This is a genomic window from Tritonibacter multivorans, assembly GCF_001458415.1.
GTDB lineage: Bacteria > Pseudomonadota > Alphaproteobacteria > Rhodobacterales > Rhodobacteraceae > Epibacterium > Epibacterium multivorans.
Window position 1 is genome coordinate 156,147 of sequence record NZ_CYSD01000012.1, and the last position, 22,009, is coordinate 178,155.

At 59.8% G+C, this 22,009-nt stretch carries 26 protein-coding genes; 8 read left to right on the forward strand and 18 right to left on the reverse strand.

Annotation, left to right across the window (positions count from 1 at the left end; translation table 11 throughout):
• Window positions 1–38: 38 nt before the first annotated feature.
• On the reverse strand, window positions 39–821 hold the full coding sequence (locus tag TRM7557_RS02020) for an EcsC family protein (protein WP_058288536.1): 783 nt from the start codon (window positions 819–821) through the stop codon (window positions 39–41).
• A 92-nt stretch (window positions 822–913) separates the two neighbouring features.
• Window positions 914–1,402 (reverse strand): GNAT family N-acetyltransferase, encoded by a 489-nt coding sequence (locus TRM7557_RS02025; protein ID WP_058288537.1) that lies wholly within the window; start codon window positions 1,400–1,402, stop codon window positions 914–916.
• 117 nt (window positions 1,403–1,519) lie between these two features.
• Here TRM7557_RS02025 and TRM7557_RS02030 point away from each other — a divergent pair, with 117 nt between their 5' ends.
• Genes TRM7557_RS02030 through TRM7557_RS02040 form a run of 3 tightly spaced genes read left to right on the forward strand, consistent with a single transcriptional unit; the run spans window position 1,520 to window position 3,376 of the window.
• A complete protein-coding gene (locus tag TRM7557_RS02030; RefSeq protein WP_058288538.1) occupies window positions 1,520–2,134 on the forward strand; it encodes a flavin reductase family protein in 615 nt (204 codons plus the stop codon).
• Window positions 2,134–2,736 carry a flavin reductase family protein gene (locus TRM7557_RS02035; RefSeq protein ID WP_058288539.1) on the forward strand — a complete coding sequence of 201 codons (603 nt, stop codon included), beginning with the start codon at window positions 2,134–2,136 and terminating at the stop codon, window positions 2,734–2,736. The genes TRM7557_RS02030 and TRM7557_RS02035 overlap by 1 nt, the downstream gene beginning before the upstream one ends.
• A gap of 1 nt (window position 2,737) precedes the next feature.
• Window positions 2,738–3,376, forward strand: a complete 639-nt coding sequence (locus tag TRM7557_RS02040; protein WP_058288540.1) for a CatB-related O-acetyltransferase — start codon at window positions 2,738–2,740, stop codon at window positions 3,374–3,376.
• Window positions 3,377–3,540: 164 nt separating this feature from the next.
• Here TRM7557_RS02040 and TRM7557_RS02045 read toward each other — a convergent pair whose 3' ends face one another.
• The 4 genes from TRM7557_RS02045 to TRM7557_RS02060 all read right to left on the reverse strand — a co-directional run bounded on the left by TRM7557_RS02045 (window position 3,541) and on the right by TRM7557_RS02060 (window position 7,223).
• Complete coding sequence (locus TRM7557_RS02045) at window positions 3,541–5,151, reverse strand: SulP family inorganic anion transporter (RefSeq protein ID WP_058288541.1); 1,611 nt, start codon at window positions 5,149–5,151, stop codon at window positions 3,541–3,543.
• Window positions 5,152–5,484: 333 nt separating this feature from the next.
• Window positions 5,485–5,856 carry a pentapeptide repeat-containing protein gene (locus TRM7557_RS02050; protein ID WP_058288542.1) on the reverse strand — a complete coding sequence of 124 codons (372 nt, stop codon included), beginning with the start codon at window positions 5,854–5,856 and terminating at the stop codon, window positions 5,485–5,487.
• Between the two features lie 151 nt (window positions 5,857–6,007).
• A complete protein-coding gene (tmpT, locus tag TRM7557_RS02055) occupies window positions 6,008–6,646 on the reverse strand; it encodes a thiopurine S-methyltransferase (protein WP_058288543.1) in 639 nt (212 codons plus the stop codon).
• A 103-nt stretch (window positions 6,647–6,749) separates the two neighbouring features.
• On the reverse strand, window positions 6,750–7,223 hold the full coding sequence (locus TRM7557_RS02060) for a DUF2938 family protein (RefSeq protein WP_058288544.1): 474 nt from the start codon (window positions 7,221–7,223) through the stop codon (window positions 6,750–6,752).
• 79 nt (window positions 7,224–7,302) lie between these two features.
• Here TRM7557_RS02060 and TRM7557_RS02065 point away from each other — a divergent pair, with 79 nt between their 5' ends.
• The 4 genes from TRM7557_RS02065 (at window position 7,303) to TRM7557_RS02080 (ending at window position 10,513) form a co-directional block, all read left to right on the forward strand.
• Window positions 7,303–7,719 (forward strand): helix-turn-helix domain-containing protein, encoded by a 417-nt coding sequence (locus TRM7557_RS02065; protein WP_058288545.1) that lies wholly within the window; start codon window positions 7,303–7,305, stop codon window positions 7,717–7,719.
• 102 nt (window positions 7,720–7,821) lie between these two features.
• Entirely contained in the window at window positions 7,822–8,712 is an 891-nt protein-coding gene (locus TRM7557_RS02070) for an S-methyl-5'-thioadenosine phosphorylase (protein ID WP_058288546.1), read from the forward strand.
• A gap of 106 nt (window positions 8,713–8,818) precedes the next feature.
• Complete coding sequence (locus tag TRM7557_RS02075; RefSeq protein ID WP_058288547.1) at window positions 8,819–9,823, forward strand: DUF418 domain-containing protein; 1,005 nt, start codon at window positions 8,819–8,821, stop codon at window positions 9,821–9,823.
• Window positions 9,824–9,883: 60 nt separating this feature from the next.
• Window positions 9,884–10,513: a LysE family translocator gene (locus TRM7557_RS02080; protein WP_058288548.1), complete on the forward strand. Its 630-nt coding sequence runs from the start codon at window positions 9,884–9,886 to the stop codon at window positions 10,511–10,513.
• Between the two features lie 64 nt (window positions 10,514–10,577).
• On the opposite strand, the gene TRM7557_RS02085 is transcribed toward TRM7557_RS02080, so the two are convergent.
• Window positions 10,578–10,754, reverse strand: a complete 177-nt coding sequence (locus TRM7557_RS02085) for a hypothetical protein (RefSeq protein ID WP_165592399.1) — start codon at window positions 10,752–10,754, stop codon at window positions 10,578–10,580.
• 407 nt (window positions 10,755–11,161) lie between these two features.
• Here TRM7557_RS02085 and TRM7557_RS02090 point away from each other — a divergent pair, with 407 nt between their 5' ends.
• Window positions 11,162–11,710: an adenine phosphoribosyltransferase gene (locus TRM7557_RS02090; protein WP_058288550.1), complete on the forward strand. Its 549-nt coding sequence runs from the start codon at window positions 11,162–11,164 to the stop codon at window positions 11,708–11,710.
• Between the two features lie 117 nt (window positions 11,711–11,827).
• On the opposite strand, the gene TRM7557_RS02095 is transcribed toward TRM7557_RS02090, so the two are convergent.
• The 11 genes from TRM7557_RS02095 to coxB all read right to left on the reverse strand — a co-directional run bounded on the left by TRM7557_RS02095 (window position 11,828) and on the right by coxB (window position 21,838).
• The gene (locus TRM7557_RS02095; protein WP_058288916.1) at window positions 11,828–13,246 is read right to left on the reverse strand and encodes an FAD-binding oxidoreductase; all 1,419 of its coding nucleotides are present in this window, start codon (window positions 13,244–13,246) and stop codon (window positions 11,828–11,830) included.
• A gap of 38 nt (window positions 13,247–13,284) precedes the next feature.
• On the reverse strand, window positions 13,285–14,109 hold the full coding sequence (locus TRM7557_RS02100) for an MBL fold metallo-hydrolase (protein ID WP_058288917.1): 825 nt from the start codon (window positions 14,107–14,109) through the stop codon (window positions 13,285–13,287).
• A 102-nt stretch (window positions 14,110–14,211) separates the two neighbouring features.
• Window positions 14,212–14,802, reverse strand: coding sequence for a GNAT family N-acetyltransferase (locus TRM7557_RS02105; protein ID WP_058288551.1), 591 nt, complete (start codon window positions 14,800–14,802; stop codon window positions 14,212–14,214).
• Window positions 14,802–16,064: a M16 family metallopeptidase gene (locus tag TRM7557_RS02110; protein WP_058288552.1), complete on the reverse strand. Its 1,263-nt coding sequence runs from the start codon at window positions 16,062–16,064 to the stop codon at window positions 14,802–14,804. The genes TRM7557_RS02105 and TRM7557_RS02110 overlap by 1 nt, the downstream gene beginning before the upstream one ends.
• A complete protein-coding gene (gene thrC, locus TRM7557_RS02115) occupies window positions 16,061–17,452 on the reverse strand; it encodes a threonine synthase (protein WP_058288553.1) in 1,392 nt (463 codons plus the stop codon). Before thrC ends, TRM7557_RS02110 begins: the two co-directional genes overlap by 4 nt.
• A gap of 4 nt (window positions 17,453–17,456) precedes the next feature.
• Window positions 17,457–18,155, reverse strand: coding sequence for an SURF1 family protein (locus TRM7557_RS02120; protein ID WP_058288554.1), 699 nt, complete (start codon window positions 18,153–18,155; stop codon window positions 17,457–17,459).
• Window positions 18,156–18,287: 132 nt separating this feature from the next.
• Window positions 18,288–19,103, reverse strand: a complete 816-nt coding sequence (locus TRM7557_RS02125; RefSeq protein ID WP_058288555.1) for a cytochrome c oxidase subunit 3 — start codon at window positions 19,101–19,103, stop codon at window positions 18,288–18,290.
• A 25-nt stretch (window positions 19,104–19,128) separates the two neighbouring features.
• Window positions 19,129–19,704 carry a cytochrome c oxidase assembly protein gene (locus TRM7557_RS02130; protein ID WP_058288556.1) on the reverse strand — a complete coding sequence of 192 codons (576 nt, stop codon included), beginning with the start codon at window positions 19,702–19,704 and terminating at the stop codon, window positions 19,129–19,131.
• Window positions 19,701–19,868 (reverse strand): hypothetical protein, encoded by a 168-nt coding sequence (locus tag TRM7557_RS02135; protein ID WP_058288557.1) that lies wholly within the window; start codon window positions 19,866–19,868, stop codon window positions 19,701–19,703. The genes TRM7557_RS02130 and TRM7557_RS02135 overlap by 4 nt, the downstream gene beginning before the upstream one ends.
• A gap of 1 nt (window position 19,869) precedes the next feature.
• On the reverse strand, window positions 19,870–20,811 hold the full coding sequence (cyoE, locus tag TRM7557_RS02140; RefSeq protein ID WP_058288558.1) for a heme o synthase: 942 nt from the start codon (window positions 20,809–20,811) through the stop codon (window positions 19,870–19,872).
• A 112-nt stretch (window positions 20,812–20,923) separates the two neighbouring features.
• Window positions 20,924–21,838: a cytochrome c oxidase subunit II gene (gene coxB, locus TRM7557_RS02145; protein WP_058288559.1), complete on the reverse strand. Its 915-nt coding sequence runs from the start codon at window positions 21,836–21,838 to the stop codon at window positions 20,924–20,926.
• Window positions 21,839–22,009 lie beyond the last annotated feature (171 nt).

Sequence of the window (22,009 nt, forward strand, 5' to 3'; positions counted from 1 at the left end):
CTGAACATGGGCAAATGCAAGAGGTCGGGCCGGTCCGCTCACCCGGCCGGGCCACTTAGCTTGATTGCGAGGCGTGCCCGCATCGCCTCGTGCTCCTCATCGGCCTCCAGCGCCAGTTTGCGCAGACCAAAATGAACATGGGCCATATCGCGGTAATACCCCGCATAGGCAAAGTTCAGGCTGCTGCCCGCCACAGCGCCGATCACCGGCACCATCTGCGCCGCAACTTTGGGGCCAAAGGCCACTGCCATGCGCGGCGCGACCAGTGACACCAGCGCATCCAATCCGCCCGCAGCAAGCCCAAGGCGCTGGGTCACAAAGGCAGTATCAACCCCATCATCATGCCGCAGGGGCCCGGCAGAGGAGAACACTTCCAGCACGTCAAAACGCACGGGTTCGCTATCGGGATCAAACCCATGTTCCGCTGCCACATCTTGAATCGAACGCAACAACACGGTGGTTGTAAGCGGCAGTTCGACCAAGGCACCGGGAAGCCCGGTGGCCCCACCAAACGCGCCAAGACCCGCCGTGACCACGCGGCTCCAGCCTTCGGGTTGCACAGGCCAGAGGCGTCGGCTGTGCCCGGCCCCGTGCAGAGACAGCAGCAAGGCCTGACGTATCGCTTTTTCAATCGCGCCGCGCGCCGGTGACGGCAGACGTGTCAACGCCGCCTCCGCCTTTGTGCCCAGCGCATTCATCAGCTGCACCCCATGCCGCCCGGCAGATCGATAGCGTTTGGCCAGCGCGTCCAGCTCGGCCTCGATGGCCGATGGGTCCAATGCCTGCTGAGTGATAAGGATTTCCGCGTCCGTCTGTACCATAGATCCGCCTCCGCTCTGAGATAGAGAGTCGGGTCATAGTGTCAGATTTCAACCCGCTTGCGTGGCTTTTCTGCACTGCGGCGAAAAACAGCTCAGCTTTGCCAGCGGGTCACATCCCCGACAACACCACGCCAGGCGCCCTCTTGCAGCTCGACCCCCAACACGCGTTCGGGGTTTGTCGGCGGTGGCATCTCAACACCCGACAGCTGCGAAAAGCCAAAGCGCGCGTAGTAGGGGGCATCCCCCACCAGCAAAACCCGTTGCCAGCCGCTTTCGCGCGCCGTTTCCAGACTGTCGCGAATAAGGGACGCGCCCAAGCCTTCGCCCTGACGTGTCGGGTGCACGGCCACGGGGCCCAACAAAAGCGCATCCTGCGCGCCAATATGCACCGGCCAGAACCGGATTGCGCCTGCCAGAATGCCATCCGCGTCGCGGGCCACCTGGCTCAGCCCCACAACCGGCGGCACATCATCGCGCAGCCGATAAGACGACAGCGCCGTGCGCCCGGGCGCAAAGCACAGGTCATAAAGCGCTTCGACCTCCCACTGGTCCTCGGGCTGTTCTGGCGAAATGGTAATCACGGGGTCTCAACTTCTGTGTCGCGTGCCGGAAACGGGCTGGATTTGCCCCTAGCACGAGGCATAGTCTCGAGCAAACAGTCTCGAGCAAACAGTCTGGGGCAAACATTTGGAGGAACCATGTTCTATCGACCCGCTGACGGCCACGGCCTGCCGCACAACCCCTTCAATGCAATTGTCGCCCCCCGGCCCATCGGCTGGATTTCGTCGCGCAGTGCCGACGATCACGACAATATCGCCCCCTATTCCTTTTTTAATGCAGTGGCTTACGAGCCACCACAGGTGATGTTTGCCTCCACCTCGGCCAAACCCGATCAGGACGGCACCAAGGACACAATGGCCAATATACGCGACACCGGCGTCTTCTGCGTCAATATCGTGGAATACGCGATGCGCGAAGCAATGAATGCCACCGCTGCCGCATGGCCCGCCGATGTGGATGAATTCACCGCCGCCGGGCTGGAGGCGACGCCCTGCGAGACCATCCCCTGCCTGCGAGTCGCCAAAGCCCCCGCCGCGCTGGAATGCAAGCTGACACAGATCGTAGAGCTGCCCGGGAACACCAACCTTGTCGCCTTTGGTGAGGTGACAGGTGTGCATCTGCGCGATGACTGCATGACCGACGACTATTTCGATGCTCGCGCCTTCAAGCCTCTCGCCCGTATGGGGTACCTGGACTATGCCGTTGTCGAAGACACCTTCCCGATGCCCCGCCCCCCTGCCCCTCAGCGCTGATGTTTTATACACCCGAGGACGGCCACGCCCTGCCCCATGACCCCCTGAACGCCTTGGTCGCGCCGCGGCCCATTGCGTGGATCTCGACCCTGTCGCCAGACGGCGTGGCCAACCTCGCACCCTATTCCTATTTCAACCTGCTGGCCCCGAACCCGCCGCAGGTGATGTTTTCCTCCCATGACCCAAAAACCAACGGTCAGGAGAAAGACACCATCACAAACGTCCGCAACACCGGGGTGTTCTGCGTCAACCTCGTGGAGTATTCCCAGCGTTTTAACATGCAGGTCACCGCACAGGACCTCCCCGCCGAAACGGACGAGGCCGCGCTGGCGGGTCTTACGACGGTGCCCTGCGAGACAATTCCCTGCCCGCGCCTGCCCGATGCACCTGCCGCGCTTGAATGTCGCCTGACCCAGCTGGTCCCGCTCAAAGGGCAGCAGAACACCATGGCCGTGGGCGAGGTACTGGGCATCCACCTGCGCGAAGACCTGCTGACCGCGGGGCGCTTTGACCACAAAAAGTTCAGCGCGCTGGCCCGGCTGGGCTACAAGGATTTCACCCGCGTGCGCGATGTCTTTACCCTGCCGCCCTCCAAGGACTGATATGCCCCTTCCCGACCCCAACGCCCCCTATCCAATCCGCCTGCCCGACGGCAGCGCGCACAAGGGCACCGTGATGTTGTGCACCGTTATCGAGAACCCGAATTTTCAGGTGGGTGCATACACCTATGCCTCGGATTTCGCTCCACCATCCAACTGGGGCAGACATCTGGCCCCCTATCTCTTCCCTTTCTCGCAGGAAAAGCTGATCATCGGCAAATTCTGCCAGATCGCGCATGGGGCGCGGTTCATAACAGCTTCGGCCAATCATGCCACCGACGGACTCAGCTGTTATCCCTTCCCGATCTTCAGCGCCGAGACCCGCACAGGTTTTCAGCCTGACACCCGCGATACAGTGATCGGCAATGACGTCTGGATCGGCGCGGGCGCGATGATCCTGCCCGGTGCCCAGATCGGCGATGGCGCAATCATTGGCGCAGGCGCAGTGGTGCGCGGAAGGGTCCCGCCCTATGGCATTGCCATTGGCAACCCGGCGACCGTGACCCGTTACCGGTTTGACCGCCCCACGATTGACCGTCTGTTGGAATTGGCATGGTGGGATTGGCCGATTACCTCTTTGGAACAGGCCGAAACAGCCCTGCGACAAGGCGATATCGCACGCCTAGAAACTTTCGCGCCCTAACTCACAACCACGCCCGCGTCTTCATCTTTTCCCAAATATCCCGGGGTGAATGGGCCGCAGGCCCAGAGGGGCAGCGCCCCTTCACAAAAACCCTCGCCCCAAAAGAAAGACCGCGCCTTCCCAAAGGAAGGCGCGGCCCCAAGTCGCCAAAATGTTACGCCGCCTCAATGACCGCCGAGGATCCCGGTACGGACCGAATAGTCCACCGCCAGCGCGTATTCCGGATCGTCGTCATTCTCGACAACCAGATGCCCGGCCTTTGACAGCAGCTCATGACAATCGCGGCTCAGGTGACGCAGCTGCAGGGTCTTGCCCTCCGCCTCGTATTTCGCCGCCACGGTCTCGATCGCTTGTAGCGCCGACTGGTCCACCACGCGCGACGCGGCAAAATCAACGATCACCACCGCCGGGTCGCCGGACACGTCAAACAGCTCCACAAACCCATCGGTAGAGCCAAAGAACAGCGGCCCCTGGATCTCATAGACTTTCGCGCCTTCTTCGGTGGCACTGTCACGGGTCACCGCATGAATGCGGCGTGCATTGTTCCACGCATAGGCCAGCGCGGAGACGATCACCCCAACCACAACCGCAATCGCAAGGTCGGTCATCACGGTCACAACGGTCACCAGCACAATCACAAAAGCATCCGTGAACGGCACTTTGGTCATGATCTTAAAGCTGTTCCACGCAAAGGTACCGATCACCACCATAAACATCACGCCCACAAGGGCGGCCAGCGGGATCTGCTCAATCAACGGCGAGGCCACAACGATGAACAGCAGCAGAAACAACGCCGCTGCAATGCCCGCAATCCGCGTCCGGCCACCGGATTTCACATTGATCATCGACTGACCAATCATCGCACAGCCGCCCATGCCACCAAAGAAACCGGTGACAATATTGGACGCACCTTGCGCAATACATTCCTGGCTCGCGCCACCGCGTTTATTGGTGATCTCACCCACAAGGTTCAGCGTCAGCAGGCTCTCGATCAGACCGATTGCCGCCAGAATAACCGCATAGGGCAGGATGATCTGGAACGTCTCAAGGTTCAACGGCACCAAGGGCACGTGGAACATCGGCAGCCCGCCTTCGATCGAGGCCATATCGCCCACACGCGGCACATCCAGACCAAAGACAATGACCAGAACCGCAACAATCCCGATCCCCGCCAGCGGCGCTGGGATTATATTGGTGATCTTCGGCATGCCCCAGATGATCGCCATGGTCAGGGCCACCAGACCCAGCATCATCATCATCTGGCCGCTGCCCAGCCAGTCCGCCCCGCCCGAGGCCGGGTCCTTGAACTGCGTCAGCTGCGCGAGGAAAATCACAATCGCCAAACCGTTCACAAAGCCCAGCATCACCGGATGCGGCACCAGACGGATGAACTTGCCCCAATGCATCGCCCCCGCAATCACCTGCAGGATCCCCATCAGCACCACGGTCGCAAACAGGTACTCGACCCCATGCTCGGCGACCAGCGCCACCATGACCACAGCCAGCGCACCGGTCGCGCCGGAAATCATCCCCGGACGGCCACCAAACACGGCGGTGATCAAACCCACCAGAAACGCCGCATAAAGCCCCACCAAAGGGTGCACCCCAGCAACAAAGGCAAAAGCCACCGCTTCCGGCACCAAGGCCAGCGCCACCGTCAGGCCCGACAGCAGTTCCGTACGAATACGCGAGGCGGTAAAGCCCTCGTCCTGCATGATCGAAAGGTTCGGAGGAGATATGTTCTTGGCGAGCGTCGCCATAATGCCGCGTGTCATGGATATACCTGTCGTCGGAGAAGGGAGGAGTTACCCGCCTGTTAGCGTCAAAGCCCGCGTGGAGCAAGCTTTGCCCCGGTTTTCCCCCAAAAGCCGCGCCCCCGAGGCCACGCCTGCCCAAAAGGCACACGCCTTGCCCTGCCACTTCGCAGATCACTGCTCAGCGCGCGATCCAGGACGCGCTGGACGCGCGGAACCCACGTAAAACAACTCGCGTAAAACAATGTCTCCGGGCTGCGGCACGGCAAAGGTCGGCTCAATGTGCGCAACCGCTGCAACAGAGGGCCCAAATCAACGGCCGAGCGGCCTTTGAACACTGGTCAAATCAGAACGTCAGCCCCGCGTCTGTTCGTAGGCCTCGAAAAGATCCGAAACCAGCACCCCGTTGATCTTCATCCCCCTCAGATCGGCATCGGCGATCTCCACGTCAGCAAGCGTGGCTTGGGATATCTTGACGCCCGAGAGGTTTGCATCACTGATCAAGGCCTCAGAAAGGTTCACATTTTGGAACGTCGACTTTGTAAGATTTACGTCATCAAAACGGGCTGCGCCAAGGTTCGTATTGGTGAACACCGCATTGGTCAGAACGGCATAGAAATGCGCGCCCTGGAGGTTGACGCCTTCAAACTTTGCTGCCGCCATATTGGCACGTTCATAGCGGGTGCCGGACAGGTCCGGTCCGTCAAACGGGTTTTGCGAATTCATTCGGTGTCTCCAATCAACACTGCGGTGATAGGAAACACCCTAAGGCCGGTTCGCCGGTCTGTGAACGGGTCGAATCATCAAGTGACATACCAGTGGATCGCGTGGGGCTGCCCCTGCACGGTGCAGGCGCAGGTCGTCCGCCAAATCCCGCTTACCCCGGCGCAAGTTTCCAAGTCTGCTCCGCCCCCGCACAGCGCGTGGCAATCGGGCCGGAAAGCGGCGCGCTGGCAAGGCATTCGGGCCTGTAGACACCTTCATACAGCGCCGCGATCTCGCCCTTTGGCACAGAAAACGGCGGACCGTCGGTCTGACTTTGGTTATAGTCAAAACTGATCAGCAGCTGCGGCGCAGCGCCTGTCACCTGCGCAAGATGCCGGGCATAGCCCGGGCGCATGTTCTGTGGCAGGGCCACCAGGGCGGCACGGTCATAGGCTGCGTCAACATGCCCCAGATCCGCCGCCGCAAGCGCAAAGAAATCCCCCTGCCACAGGGTCAGATCGCCGTTCGAAAACTTGGTCAGGGTCCCCTGTACGGTGACCACGGGTGTCAGCGACAGCCGCGCGAACACGGCTTCAACCGCGCCACGGTTGAACTCGATCCCCGAAACTCGAAATCCCTGCGCCAGCAGCCAGTCAATATCGACCGTCTTTCCACAAAGCGGCACGAACATATGCGCGCCTTGGCTCAGGTCCAAAGCAGACAGGTTTTGTGTCAGAAACGGATTCGGCTCTGCTGCGTGAAACCCGATCCGACCGGTCTGCCACCGGTCTTGCCAAAACTGCTCTTCCATAAATCTCTCCTTTGAGGCGCGCCTGCGCCCCGGTGTTACGGGGCCATACAGACGCTGTACAGGGGGGCGGGGGAGGACAGGACGCGCCCCCCGCACATGATGGTCAAACCAAATAGGCCGCAAGCATCAGACCCACCCCAAACGCGAGGTGCGAGATCATGCTGCCTTTGCGTGCGACCCATGGTGCGGGCATCCTTGAGGCTGCGATCCCCAGCCCCATTGCAGGTTGCATAATCAGAAACGGCACAACGACCGTTGCCACCCCATAGGCCAGCACCAGCAGAGGCTGCCCACCGCCAATCCAACGCGCTCCCGCAAGGCCCAATAGCCCCCATGCCAAAAGCGCACCGATGACATAGTGCAGCGCCCAGCCGACCGGGCGCTCAAACGCAACGGGCGCGGATTGCATTATGTTTTCATGGACAAAGCGCCCCTTTCTCATATGTCCGACCCAACGGGCAACCAGGGCATAATCCAACCCCGCCCGACCGGTGATCGAACGGCGCATAACCGATACCCCGTCCATAAAGGCCGTCGCCGCCAGCCCCGCGAGCCCTGCACGCCAAATCTCTTCCATACTGCTTCCCTCCGATAGGAATCCTTGACTTCTGATCGTCAGCCCGCAGGCTGCCACTTAAAGTCAGCGTGAGGTCAATATGGAATTTCTCGACATTGCAGAGGTCGCAGCTCGGTCCGGCCTAACCGCCGCCACGCTGCGCTATTACGAAGATCGCGGCCTCATCGAAGCCCCCGCCCGCAAAGGGCTGCGACGGCAATACGCGCCGTCTGTGATGGAACGCCTCGCTCTTATTGCATTGGGGCAACGGGCGGGGTTCAGCCTCGACGAAATCTCAGAGATGCTGCCCGCATCTCCCACGGTGTCCATTGACCGCGCACGCCTGCTGTCCCGCGCAGAGGACATCGAAGCGCACATCCGAGATCTCAGCGCTCTAGCTGACGCCCTGCGCCATACTGCGGACTGCCCCGCGCCCAGCCACGGAGAATGCCCGACCTTTCGCCGCATGATGAATGCGGCCCTGAAACGCCCCCGCCCGCCCAAACGCGCATCCTGATTTTCTTTTGGCCTAAAATACTCCCGCCGGAGGCATCCAACACTTGCCAAATGCCACCCCCCTTGGCCTTATCTGCGCACACCCAGCAGGAGAGGACGGATCATGACCGCGACCACCCCGAAAGACACCATGATCGCCGTGATCGGCGGTTCGGGCATTTACGACATTGACGGGCTGGAGGACGCGCAATGGGTCGGTGTTGATACCCCATGGGGGGCGCCCTCGGACCAAATTCTGACCGGTCGGTTCGACGGTGTGAAAATGGCCTTTCTGCCCCGCCATGGACGTGGCCATGTGCATTCCCCGACCGAAGTGCCCTACCGCGCCAATATCGACGCCCTCAAACGCCTGGGCGCGACCGATGTGATATCAGTCTCAGCCTGCGGATCCTTCCGCGAGGCATACGCACCGGGCGATTTTGTTGTGGTGGATCAATTCATTGACCGCACCTTCGCCCGCGAGAAATCGTTCTTTGGCACGGGCTGTGTCGCGCATGTATCGGTCGCACATCCCACCTGCCCGCGCCTCAGCGACGCCTGTGAAACCGCCGCCAAAGCGGCAGGCATCACTGTCCACCGGGGCGGCACATACCTGTGTATGGAGGGGCCCCAATTTTCCACACTGGCCGAATCCAAAATGTACCGCGAGGCTTGGGGCTGCGATGTGATCGGCATGACCAACATGCCGGAAGCGAAATTGGCACGCGAAGCCGAGCTCTGCTATGCCTCGGTCGCCATGGTCACCGACTACGACAGCTGGCACCCCGACCACGGCGCTGTCGACATCAGCGACATCATCCAAACCCTTCAGGGCAATTCGGACAAGGGCCGAGCAATGGTCAAAGGCCTGCCCACCCTGCTGGGCGCGACGCGCGAAGACTGCCCGCACGGCTGCGACAAGGCGCTGGAATATGCAATCATGACCGCTCCAGACAAACGCGACCCTGCACTGCTGGCCAAACTGGACACCGTGGCCGGGCGGGTGTTGGGCTAACACATTTCTACAACACCGCGGAACAGACCGGCGCGTGCCGATGTGCGCGTCTTCCTTCAGACCAACAAGCCCCCATATGTCCCTCGTGAACATGCGGAGGGAAAATATGCGGGTCACCGGGATCGATACGGCACGGTTTTTTGCCTACTGCGGCATGGTTCTGGTGAATTTCCGGCTGGCCGCCGAAGTTTCCAGCACCGGCGACTGGCCCTCTCGGATCACAGATGCCCTGGAAGGGCGCGCAGCCGCCCTGTTTGTGGTGCTTGCCGGGGTTGGACTGGCCCTGGGCCGGGCGCGGACCAGCGACACCCTCAAACGGGCCGTGGTGCTCATGACGCTGGGGCTGCTTAATCTGACGATCTTTGAAGCCGACATTCTGCATTTCTACGCGTTCTACTTCCTGGCCGCATTGCCCTTCCTCTCTGCCTCGCCAAAACAGCTGTGGCTTGCGATCCTGGGCATTCTGGTCCTGTCCATGGCCGCGCATTTGGTGCTGGACTATGACCGCAATTGGACCTGGGACACTTTGTATTACGAGGGCTTCTGGACCGTTGATGGGTTTGCCCTGCATACGCTGTTCAATGGCTGGCATCCGGTGTTGCCCTGGCTTGCCTTTCTGCTGCTTGGGCTGTGGCTTGGCCGTTTGCCGCTGCGTCGCCGTTCGGTTCAGCTGACCATGACAGCCGTCGGCAGCCTTGTGGCCGCAGCCGGGGCGCTGCCGCAGCATGCCCTTCAGGACCCGGACCTGCGCGCCCTTCTGGACACCGCTATGATCCCGCCGGGGCCGACCTATGTGATCGCAGCCAGCGGCAGCGCTGTTGCCGCACTTGGACTGGTGCTGCTGCTGCAACCCGTTTTGGACCGCCTGCGCATTGCGCCCTGGCTCATTGCGCCGGGGCGTATGGCGCTGAGCCTGTATTTGCTGCACATTCTGGTGGGCATGGGCACATTGGAGGCGCTTGGCCTTTTGGGCGGGCAGCTGTCGACCAGCGGTATCTTCGCCATCAGCCTGCTGGCCTGCGCTGTTTCCGCAGTGTTTGGCGTGCTGTGGACACGCGCGTTTGGCCTTGGCCCGCTGGAACAGTTGATGCGCTGGGTTGTGAAACGCTAAAGCTTGACAGGCGCATCGAGATCAGGCTTGGTTCCATTCACACATGTAACCGGAGCCCCCATGGACCTGCATCTTTGGCTTGCCTTTGTCGCGGCCTCCACCGCCTTGCTGATCATCCCCGGCCCCACCATTTTACTGGTGCTGTCCTATGCCATTAGCAAGGGGCGACAGGTTGCGGTTTCATCGGCGCTTGGCGTGGCAACCGGGGATCTGATCGCCATGACCGCCTCGCTTGCGGGGCTGGGCGCTTTGGTCATGGCTTCGGCTGAGTTGTTTGTGGTGCTGAAATGGGTGGGCGCGGCCTATCTGGTCTATCTTGGGTTCAAACTCTGGTGCAGCGCGCGCGGCGCAGATGGGATGCAAATCGACCCCAATGCCAAAATTTCAGCGCGCGGGGTCTTTGCCCATAATGCGCTGGTGACCGCATTGAACCCAAAGTCGATTGCCTTCTTCATCGCCTTTGTCCCGCAGTTTTTGCGCCCCGAGCAGCCATTGCTGCCACAGTTTGCGATCCTGATTGCGACGTTTGTGACCTTGGCAGCCCTGAACGCGCTGGCCTATGCGCTGATGGCGGACAAGCTGCGCAAGTGGATTGCCCAACCCCGCGCGATTGCGCGGATCACCCGTGGTGGCGGGCTGGTTCTGATGGGCATGGGCGTGGCCACGGCCTTTATGCGCCGTCCCGCCTGATCCTCCCTCGCATCGGAATAGAATTTGGGCCACGTTTGCGGCCCTTTTGCCACATCCCGCGCGCTCAGCCTTTTTTGTTTTTCTTCACAAAACTGCGAATGAAATGGCGAATCTCGCGCGCAGCTGTTGTGTCGAGCTCTTTGCAAAGTTCAACAAATTCATCACGTTCTTCTTTTCCCAACCGCAAGATCAGCTGGCTGTCCTTCTTTTTTCCGCCTTCCTCTTTCGGAAGCGATTTCAACTTTTTGTTCATAATTGTTGGCCCAGCCGTTGAAAGTGACGCTAAGTAAATGTATATACATTGCATATGCACGTTGTGTACATACCGGCGCGTGTATCGAGCATAAGTATTTGTTAACCATAAGGAGAGTGCAACCATGAACCTCCACGTCGCCCGAAATATGCTGACCACCCGCCGCCAGGATTGGCTGCGTCCGCACCTGCCATGGCTGCCCGAAGGGCTGTATCGGACTTATCTTTCGAAATGGAAGTAATGCAGGTTTCGCAACGATAGGCAGGACCTGATTAGGTAATTTCTCCGGTTCTGGCTTGAATCACGCGTCCCTATCGGTCAAACCGCTATGGGCTTCGCGCAAACGCGGGGCTTACAGTTGATTGACCGAAGCCAAAAGCCAAGGACGCCCTGCGATGAGCACCAACAGCAAATCCAAATCCGTCAAGGACTACATCCGTACCATCGTGGATTTCCCCCACGAAGGGATCATGTTCCGTGACGTGACCACCCTGTTTGCCGACCCACGCGGTTTCCGCATGGCGGTTGACCAGATGCTGCACCCCTATGCCGGACAACGTATCGACAAAGTGGTCGGCCTTGAGGCCCGCGGCTTTATTCTGGGCGGTGCGATTGCCCACCAGCTCGGCACTGGTTTTGTGCCGATCCGCAAAAAGGGCAAACTGCCCGGCGCCACCATCAGCCAGGAATACAAGCTGGAATACGGTGAGGCCGTGGTTGAGCTGCACAAGGATGCAATCCAGCCGGGTGAAAAGATTCTGCTGGTCGATGACCTTCTGGCCACCGGCGGTACCGCAGGGGCAGGCATCAAGCTGATCGAACGCCTTGGCGGCGAGATCATCTCCTGTTCTTTCATCATTGACCTTCCCGAACTGGGCGGCCGCAAGCTGCTCGAGGATATGGGTATGGACGTCAATGTCCTGTGCGAGTTTGACGGGCTCTGACACGCGTGCCGAAACTGGCGCTAAAAACGTAAAAACCGGGCCAAGACGCCCGGTTTTTTTATGTGCACGTCTTTCTGATCCCGACTGTGAATCACGCCGCACCCGCAACCAAGGGCGCTAGGCCCGCAGCACCGCGCCCGGGTTCATAATTCCATTGGGATCCAGCGCCGCTTTGATCGCGCGCATAGCCGCCAGTTTTGTCGGATCCCCATAACGTTCGAGATCTTCAACTTTCAGCCGCCCCACGCCATGTTCCGCGCTAACGGATCCTTCGTAGGCATGAACCAGACCATGCACACAGTCCTTTACCGCGCCGCGCAGCGCCTCGTAGTCGGCGCGGTCGCGCCCTTTGGCTGGGAACACATTGAAATGCAGATTGCCGTCGCCCAAATGCCCAAAGCAGTTGATCCGGAAACTGTGGTCGATCGCCAAAAGCGCCGCGCGGGCCTCGGGTATGAAATCCGGAATTCGCCGGATCGGCACCGAAATATCATGGCTGGACACCGACCCGATCCGGCGGTTTGCCTCGGGAATATTCTCTCGCAGCGCCCAGAGTGCTGCCGCCTGTGCCCCGCTTTGGGCAATCATGCCATCGCTGACAACACCATCGGTCACCGTCTCGGCAAACAGCCCCGTAAGCGCGGCTTCCGCGCTTTGCCCCTGCCCCAGCCCCAGCTCGATCAACACCGACCACTCGGGCGGTTTGGCAAAGGGTTGGCGCAGCTCGGGCAGGTGTTCACGCAGAAAATCAAACCCTTGGGCATGCATGATCTCAAAGGCAGAGACGCCTTCGCCCACCATATCGCGCGCGCGCGCCAGCAAGGTGATCGCGGCCTCGACCGACGGCACCACGAACAGGGCGACCCCGGTGACCGCTGGCCGTGGCGCCAGTTTCAAAGATGCTGCGGTAATCACCCCAAGCGTTCCTTCCGCCCCAATCAGCAGATTTTTCAGATCATAACCGGTATTGTCCTTCCGCAGGCGCGTCAGGCCATTCCAGATCTCGCCTGTGGGCAGCACGGCCTCTAGGCCAAGGCACAGGTCACGCGCATTGCCATAGCGCAGCACATTGAGCCCACCAGCATTGCTGGCAAGATTCCCGCCCAGCTGCGCGGTGCCCTCAGAGGCAAGAGACAGCGGAAACAAGCGCCCAACCGCTTCGGCAGCGGCCTGCACATTGGCCAGCGTCGCGCCAGCTTCGGCAATCAGAACATTTTCTTCCGGATAAGTCGCGCGCACCGCAGTCAGACGTTCCAATGACACAACCAAGGGCGCGGGCCCGTCGGGCATCAATTGTCCGCCCACAAGACCTGTTCCGCCGCCCAAGGGCACCACGCCCACGCGCGCTTCGTTTGCCGCCCGCAAAACGGTAGAGACGTCCTCAACTGTTCGTGGACAGGCCACCGCGCCAGCCTGGCCGACAAAGCGACCGCGCGGCTCTTCCAGATATCGCGGTTCGGGCGCACGCAACGTGCCGTCGGGCAACAGGGCGTCAAGACGTGCGAGAAAGTCGGGATCGGCAGAGTTCAATTCCATGGCCCATCCATCCCCATTTGCCTGCAATTTGGCAAGCGTCATTGCGCCGCAGTCAGATAGGCAGGCGTCAAAACGACAACCGTCGGCCGCGATGGCAAATCCCGCAGGGAGATCTCTACCGATGGCCTCCCGACCCGCTGGATAGGAAAGTCATTGCCAATCTCAGTCAGGAAGCGTTCGAGCGCCTGGCCCGAAAACCAATGCATCGGAATCACAATGGACGACCGCAGACGTTCGAGAACCTTTATCATGTCAGGCAGCGGCAGGGTTGTTCCCCCGTCCACAGCCGCCATAACCACATCCAAGCGCCCAAGTGCCGCAAATTGTTCCGGCGTCGGCACATGATGCAGATGGCCCAAATGCCCAATACACAGCCCCGCCACCTCGAACACAAAGATCGAATTGCCGTTGGCCTCGACCCCCGAAAAACTTGACCGGATGTCGGTGGAGACATTGCGCACCAGCATTTCACCAAGATCCAGATGATGATCAATGCCGACCCCAAAGTCGCCCCAGCCCGGCAGAACATGCGGAATACGTGGGTCAGGGCGTTCCGTCCAATGGGTGGAATGCGCATGGTTCATTGTCACCACATCCGGCACCAGATCTGTGCTGCCAAGAAACCCGGTGTAATCTGTCACCACCGACAACCCGCCTGCCGTCTGCAACAGAAAAGACGCATGCGCAATATAGTGGAGGCGGACCGTGAATTCATCCGTCAGTGGATCCTGCCAGCTGGCGGTATGGATCATTTCGATCCCCGGCGTATTTTCAACTAAGGCAATACAATGGCTCGCACGCCGATCCTGTGCGCCCACTGGCAGCGCCCAGACCATCAAGAGGAAAGAAATCAGAACACGCATGTCCGGCACATAGCGCGGTGTTGTCAAAAGTCATCCGGCCTGATCTTTTTTTGACGATAAACACCTCGGGGGGTGGGGCAGCGCCCCACATCACTGGTCAGATCACGCCTGTCCGACCATGGTCTTGCCGCGCCGGTCGCCCCGCAGGGCCGCATAAAGCACATGCGTCCTCCAGCGACCGTTAATCTGCAGATAGGACTGTGCCACGCCTTCGTATTTGAACCCGGAGCTTTCCAGCAGCCCCCGTGAGGCTGCGTTTTCAGGCAGGCAAGCGGCCTCAACCCGGCTCAGATCCAGTCGGGTAAAGGAATGATGCACCACGCAATCAATGGCTTCGCGCATATAGCCTTGCCGCGCAAACCGCGCGCCTGTCCAATAGCCGACGGTCCCCGCCATGGCTGGACCTCGGCGAATATTGTCGAGCGTAATCGCCCCCAGCAGCATCTGATCTTCGCGACGGAACAGGAACAGCGGCAACGCCGTGCCCTGACTGATCGACCGCTGCGCCCAATACACCCGATTGGTAAAGCTCTTGCGGGTCAGGTGGTCTGCGGACCAACTGGGCTCCCAGGGCACAAGATGGGGCTGACTTTGCTGTCGCAGGAAAGCCCAAGCCCGGAAATCAGCATGGACCGGCGGCCGAAGGGTCAGCCGCTCGGTCTCGAGCTTCAGCTTGCGTCGGGCCAGAAGCATTAGGCTGCGCGCCTCTCCTGCAGGCTTTGGAAGTCCGGTGCCGCGCCAAGCGGCCCGTACATCGCCAGTGCCATCGGCGCTTCGCGCCCGATGCGGGTCGCCATGGCTTTGACATCCTCGCAGGTCACCGCGTCGATCTTCGCCACAGTATCCTCAAGGCTCGGGACACGGTCCCAGATTTGCACCAGACGGGCCAGACGCTCGACACGGTTCGACGGGCTTTCGAGTCCCATCAGCATCCCCGCCTTCATCTGGGCACGTGCCCGGGCAACCTCGGCCTCGGACATGTCATCTGCCGCGCGGCGCAGCTCGTCGATGGTAATCGCAGCCAGATCGCCCAGCTGTTCGCCCGAGGTCCCCGCATAGACCGTAAAGGTCCCGGAGTCGTCATAGGCGCCCGCTTGGCTGAAGATCGTATAGCAAAGCCCGCGTTTCTCGCGCACCTCTTGGAACAGACGCGAAGACATGCCACCGCCAAGCGCACCGGCCAGGATTTGGGTGGCATAGATGCTTTGGTCGCGGAACGATGGGCTTTCAAAGGCCAGTGCAAAATGCGCCTGCTCCAGCGCCTTGTCGTGGCGTACATCCCCACCGGTAAAACGCGCAGGCTCCAGCACGCTGTGCTTTTTCGGCTCAAGATGACCAAAAAGATCTTCGGCCATACGCACCAGTTGATCGTGATCCACAGCACCAGCTGCCGACAGGATCATCTGACCGGGGCCATAATGCTGGGCAACAAAACGCTGCAGATCCTCGCGCGAGAAATTGCGCACGCGTTCTGCCGGGCCCAGAATCGACCGGCCGATGGGCTGACCAGCGTAGCATTCTTCCTGCAGCCAGTCGAAGATGATGTCGTCGGGCGTATCCAGCGTCTGGCCGATCTCTTGCAAGATCACGCCGCGCTCCACTTCGATTTCGCGCGGGTCAAAGACCGAATTGACAACGATATCACCGATCACATCCATCGCCAGCGCCACATCGTCCTTCAGGACGCGGGCGTAATAGGCGGTGGTTTCGCGGCTGGTATACGCGTTGATGTAACCGCCCACGTCCTCAATGGCTTCAGCAATCTGGAGCGCCGAGCGGCGCTCCGTGCCTTTGAACGCCATATGTTCAAGGAAATGGGCGATCCCGTTCTGTTCAACCGTCTCGTGTCGCGCCCCGGCGTTGACCCAGATCCCAAGGGCTGCAGATTGCAGCCCCGGCATATGTTCGGTGACGATGCGGAACCCGTTGGCGAGCTGGTCTTGTCTTACTGTCACTTGGCGACTTGCTTTCTGATGTGATCTTCGAGGTCGCCCAAATCAGAGGAGATACGGGTGACGCGTTCCGATCTTTCATACAGATCCCCCATGCGCGGGGGAAGAGGCGGATGGATGCCAGAGGCATCTTCGACCGCTGCCGGGAACTTTGCTGGGTGCGCGGTGGCCAGTGTGACCATCGGGACACCCTCTTTGAGGTGTTCATTGGCAACTTTCACACCAATCGCACCGTGCGGGCACAGAAGCTCGCCAGACGATTCGACCTCAGACTTGATGGTCGCCAGTGTCTCTTCTTCCGACGCGCGGCCAGACTCATAAGTCGCCTGCAGCGCTTCCAGCGCCCCTTGGGACACATTGAAGCCCCCACCGTTTTTCAGCTCGTCCATCAGCTGGGCCACGGCTGCCGTGTCTTTGTCATAGGCGAAATACAGCGCGCGCTCAAAATTCGACGACACCTGAATGTCCATCGACGGAGAGATCGACGGTTTGGTTTCGCCTTTGAAATAGCCTTCGCCAGACAGGCAGCGGTGCAGAATGTCGTTCTGGTTGGTCGCCACCACCAGCTGGTCGATGGGCAGGCCCATCTGCTTGGCGATGAAACCTGCAAAGATGTCGCCAAAGTTGCCGGTCGGCACCGAGAAGGACACATTGCGGTGCGGCGCGCCCAGCGCGGTGGCCGCGGCAAAGTAGTAGACAACCTGCGCCAGAACACGTGCAAAGTTGATGGAGTTCACACCGGCCAGCTTGACCTCATCACGGAACCCAAAATCGTTGAACATGTCTTTGACGCGCGCCTGACAGTCGTCGAAGTCACCGTCCACGGCCAGCGCATGCACATTGCTTTCCTGCGGGGTGGTCATCTGACGGCGCTGCACCTCGGAGACGCGGCCGTGCGGGTAGAGGATCGCAACGTTCACTGCATCCAGACCTTTGAAAGCCTCGATCGCCGCAGACCCTGTGTCGCCAGAGGTTGCCCCTACGATGGTAACGCTTTCGCCGCGGCGCTTCAGCGCCACCTGGAAGAGCTGACCAATCAGCTGCATGGCAAAGTCTTTGAAGGCCAGCGTCGGGCCGTGGAACAGCTCCAGCAGGAAGTGGTTCGGGGTCAGCTGCTTCAGCGGTGCGCGGGCGGCATGGCCGAAACCAGCGTAGGCGCGGGCAATAATGCCTTTGAACTCTTCCTCGGTGAAGGAACCTTCGACATAGGGCCACATGACACGGAAAGCGATGTCCTCATAAGGCAGACCAGCCAGTGCGGCGATCTCCTCCTTGGTCATTGTGGGGATCTCGGCAGGCACATAGAGGCCGCCGTCACGGGCCAGGCCCGTCAGCATAGCTTCCTCGAAGGTCAGTTCCGGCGCTTGGCCGCGGGTCGAGATATATTTCATGGTCTCAGCTCTTGAGTTGTTGCGCGCTCGCGCCCTTGCGGGAGCGCAGGAGGAAAAGTCCGGTCATCGCCGCCCAGACAAGGGCCAGCAGGAACCAGGTGATTGCATATTGCAGGTGGTTGTTCGGGATATTCTGGGTCGAAACCGGCAAAGGCGTGATCGAATTGACCGCATGGGCCATGTTGACGTCGCGGGCGACAATCAGCACCGGCTGCGTACCCAGTTTGGCGGCCATGGCTTCGACATCGCGGGCGTACCAGATATTGCCAACAGAATCAGGCGCAGGCGTCAGGCTGTCGACCTCGTCCGGCCACAGCAGGTTTCCCGTTACGGCTGCGGCCCCGACAGAGCGGCTATCGAGCTTGGCTTTGGCGGTGACAAAACCACGATCCAGCAACACGCGACGCCCCTGATCGGTGACAAACGGAGAGATCACCCGGTAGCCCGGCCCCTGATCAGATGTCACCCAGTAGACATGCAGTTCCTCGGGCATCAGCGCCCCGGTCAAAGTGACCGCACGATACGCGTCTTCTTTGGGGGTGGGCGCATCGGGCAGCGCAATCGGCGTCTCATTGATCCGCGCGGTGATCGTTGCCAGAACGCCTTCTTTCCAGTCCAGGCGCTGCAGCTGCCAGATGCCAAGGCTCAGCAAGGCCACAAGGCCCAATCCCCCCACCAGCGCCAAAAAGTAAGACCGTGCCATTTGCGTCTTCGTCCCAGAAGTGAAAAGGCGCGCGAAGCCCCTGCCCCGCGCGCCTTGGTGATACGTGACCCTTGCGGAAATAAGAACCGCAAAGATGTACCCGTTACATTGATACGGGCTGCCTGCGGGATCTTAGTGAGCCAGCCCCGCGGTGCCCCAGATGTAGACGGCGAAGAACAGGAACAGCCAGACCACATCCACAAAGTGCCAGTACCAGGCGGCCATCTCGAAACCGGCGTGCTGTTTCGGGGTGAAATCCCCCTTCATCGCGCGGATCAGGCAGACGGTTAGGAAAATGGTACCGATGATCACATGGAAGCCGTGGAAACCGGTCGCCATGAAGAAGTTCGAATAGAACTCGTCACCGCCAAATTCCCAGCCTTTGTGCAGCAGATGCGCATATTCATAGCCCTGCAGGAAGGTAAAGAAGATGCCCAGTGCAATACCAATGGCCAGACCCTGGATCAGCGCCTTGCGGTTGTTTTCATGCACCAGCGCGTGGTGCGCCCAGGTGACGGCACACCCAGACAGCAGCAGGACCAGCGTGTTGATCAGCGGCAGGTGGAACGCATCAACCGGATAGATATTCGGCGCTGCGTATTCGGTGCCGAAATACTGTTCCATCGGGTAGATGGCGTGTTTGAAGAAGGACCAGAACCAGGCAAAGAAGAACATCACTTCGGACATAACGAAGAGAATAAAGCCATAGCGCAGGCCGATCAGAACAACCGGCGTGTGATCGCCTGCTTTGTTCTCGGCAATGGTTTCCGCCCACCAGCAAAACGCAGAATACAGGACGGCAACGAAGCCGATCCAGAACATCCAGGCGGTGATACCCTGCATCCAGAGCACCGCGCCAAACAGCATGACGAAGGTGCCAACCGAACTCAGCAGAGGCCAAATCGACGGCGGCAGAATATGAAAGTCGTGGTTCTTAGCATGTGCCATTCAACGGTCCCTCACCAAAGTGGCCTCAGTTAATATCGGTGTCTGCCTTTTGATCGAGCGCGGCATAGCCCTCGGGCAGATCAATTTCATAGAATGTGTACGACAAGGTTATCGTATGCACATATTGGCCGTCGACATCTTCGACGATCGCTGGATCGACAAAGAAAGTCACCGGCATCTGCACCCGTTCACCGGGTTGCAGCACTTGTTCCTCGAAACAGAAACAGTGAATTTTCTCAAAGAAGCCGCCCGCCGTGTAGGGGGTGACATTGTAAGACGCCTGGCCTGCAACCGGACGGTCCGTTGGATTATAGGCCTCATAGAAGGCCAGCCCGGTTTCGCCGATGCGCATCTCCATCTCACGGACCACCGGGGTAAACTCCCATGGCATTCCGCGTTCTTTGGAGGCGTCAAAACGCACTTTGACGGTCTGATCGAGGATCGTCTCTGATCCGGCGTCGGCCACGCCAGTCACACCGCCAAAGCCCGTGACCCGACAGAACCAGTCATAAAACGGCACAGACGCCCAAGCGAGCCCTCCCATGAGGATCACAACTGATACCAGTTGCAGAACCGTCTTCTGGGGCCCGCTCATGTTCATCCGCCTTCGCCTCCGAGGTTGGCCGGGAATTGGAACCCGTTCGACGTCACTTTGACCATGGTCAGGGCCAGAACCAGCACCACAAACCCGGCCAGCAGCAGGCCAACGCCCACATTGCGGCCTTTGCGGCGTGTGTGCAGTTCGTGTTCCTTGCGCAGGCTCATCTTACCAGCCTCCCAGACCATAGGGTTTCAGCAGCGCCTCGGCGAGGATCGCGCCAAAATGCAGGAACAGATACAGAAGCGACAGGAAGAAGAACCGGCGTTCGACTTTAAAGTTGTCGACCTCGGACATGTCCTCATCGCGGCGGATGATCCGCAGCGCGCCCAGCAGGAACAGCGCGTTCATCACCACCGCAACGGTCAGATAGATCCAGCCGCCCAGCGCGGTGAAAGCCGTGCCAATGGCAAGGGCCGCCAGGGCCACGGTGTAGACCAGTATATGAACGCGGGTTGCGCGGCGACCATGGGTCACCGTCAACATTGGAACGCCCGCATCATCGTAGTCCGAGCGCATGAACAGCGCCAAGGCCCAGAAATGCGGCGGCGTCCACATAAAGATCAGCGCGAACATCAAGATCGGTTCAAGCGTCAGCGAACCGGTTGCCGCGACCCAGCCAATGGCCGGCGGAAAGGCCCCGGCGGCACCGCCGATGACGATGTTCTGCGGGGTCGAGCGTTTCAGCCACATGGTGTAGATCACCACGTAGAAGAAAATGGTGAAGGCCAGAAACGCGCCAGCAAAGATATTGGTCGCCAGTCCCAGCATAATCACCGACAGACCAGACAGGGCAATGCCAAGGGTCAGTGCCTCGCCTTCTTGCACTTTGCCTGAAGGGATCGGGCGTGTTTTGGTCCGCTTCATCACCCGGTCAATGTCGGCATCCCACCACATGTTCAGCGCGCCGGACGCGCCGCCGCCAATGGCAATGAACAAAATGGCACAGAAGCCAACGACCGGGTGGACGGACACCGGCGCGGCGAGCAGGCCGACAAAGGCGGTAAACACCACCAGTGACATGACCCGCGGCTTGAGCAGCGCGAAATAGTCGCCCAATTGGGCGTCGTCTTCGCGGGGCAGGCTTGCGTTGATGCTGGCGTCAGTCATGTCGTTCTCTTTAGTTCAAATGGCGGCCACGCTGAGCGCGGCCCGCCTGTCTTTCCCTTGATCAGCCCCTCGGTTGCCAGAAAGGCAGTCCGACCGGGTCTGAACCGTCGCCTTAGTTGGAAGCGACCTGATAGTCGAGCGGCTGACCCGCATATTCGTCGATCGCACCCTGCAGCCATGCGTCATAGGCCTCTTGCGAGACAACTTTGACGGTGATCGGCATATAGGCATGGTCTTTGCCGCACAGTTCGGAACACTGACCAAAGTAGATGCCTTCTTTGGTTGCGTTGAACCACAGCTCTGCCAGACGACCGGGCACCGCATCCTGCTTCACCCCAAAGGCCGGAATAGTCCAGGAGTGGATCACGTCCGCGCCAGTGACCTGCATGACAACGGTTTTGCCAACAGGCACAACAACCGCAGTGTCGGTGGCCAGCAGGAATTCATCTTCGTTGTAGCCCGCGTCTACCAACTTGGCGCGCATTGCGTCATCCAGAACATAAGGCGTCACATCCGCATCCGCTGGGCGCACATCTTCGTCCAGGGTGGCGGGGTTACCGATCATATAGCTGTCAAACGCAAAGCCATGGTCGACATATTCATAGCCCCAGTACCACTGGTAGCCGGTCACCTTGATGGTCACATCTGCTTCGGGGATTTCCTGCTGGTCGAACAGTTCCGGCAGCGACTGCGACCCAATCGCGACGAGAATCAGAAGCGGCACAATGGTCCAGGCAATTTCCAGCGGCGTATTGTGCGTAAAGCTCTCTGGTTTCGGGTTTGCCTTACGATTGAACCGGACAATCGCATAAACAAGCAGGCCCGCCACAAACAGGGTGATCACAGTGATAATCACCAGGATGAAATTATCGACCCAATGAATACCTTCGGCCAGCCGTGTTGCTGCCGGCTGGAAACCCAACAACCCATCATGGGGCTTACCAATGGTTTCCAGTCCGTCTTGCGCCATGGCGGGAAGGCTAGAAAGCGCGGTCAAAAGCCCCGCGAGCGTCAAAGCGTTCTTCATATCACATCCTGATAGCTTGGTCGTTACCGGTTCTAAGCTCTGCCCTGAACCGTAGGAAATCCGGCCCGTGGACGTTGTCATTGTTGCAGTTAAAAATCATATTATGACTATCATATAAAGAGGCAGACGCGCGGCATAGCGTCGCTTTCTTGATTTAGATCAAAAACGAGG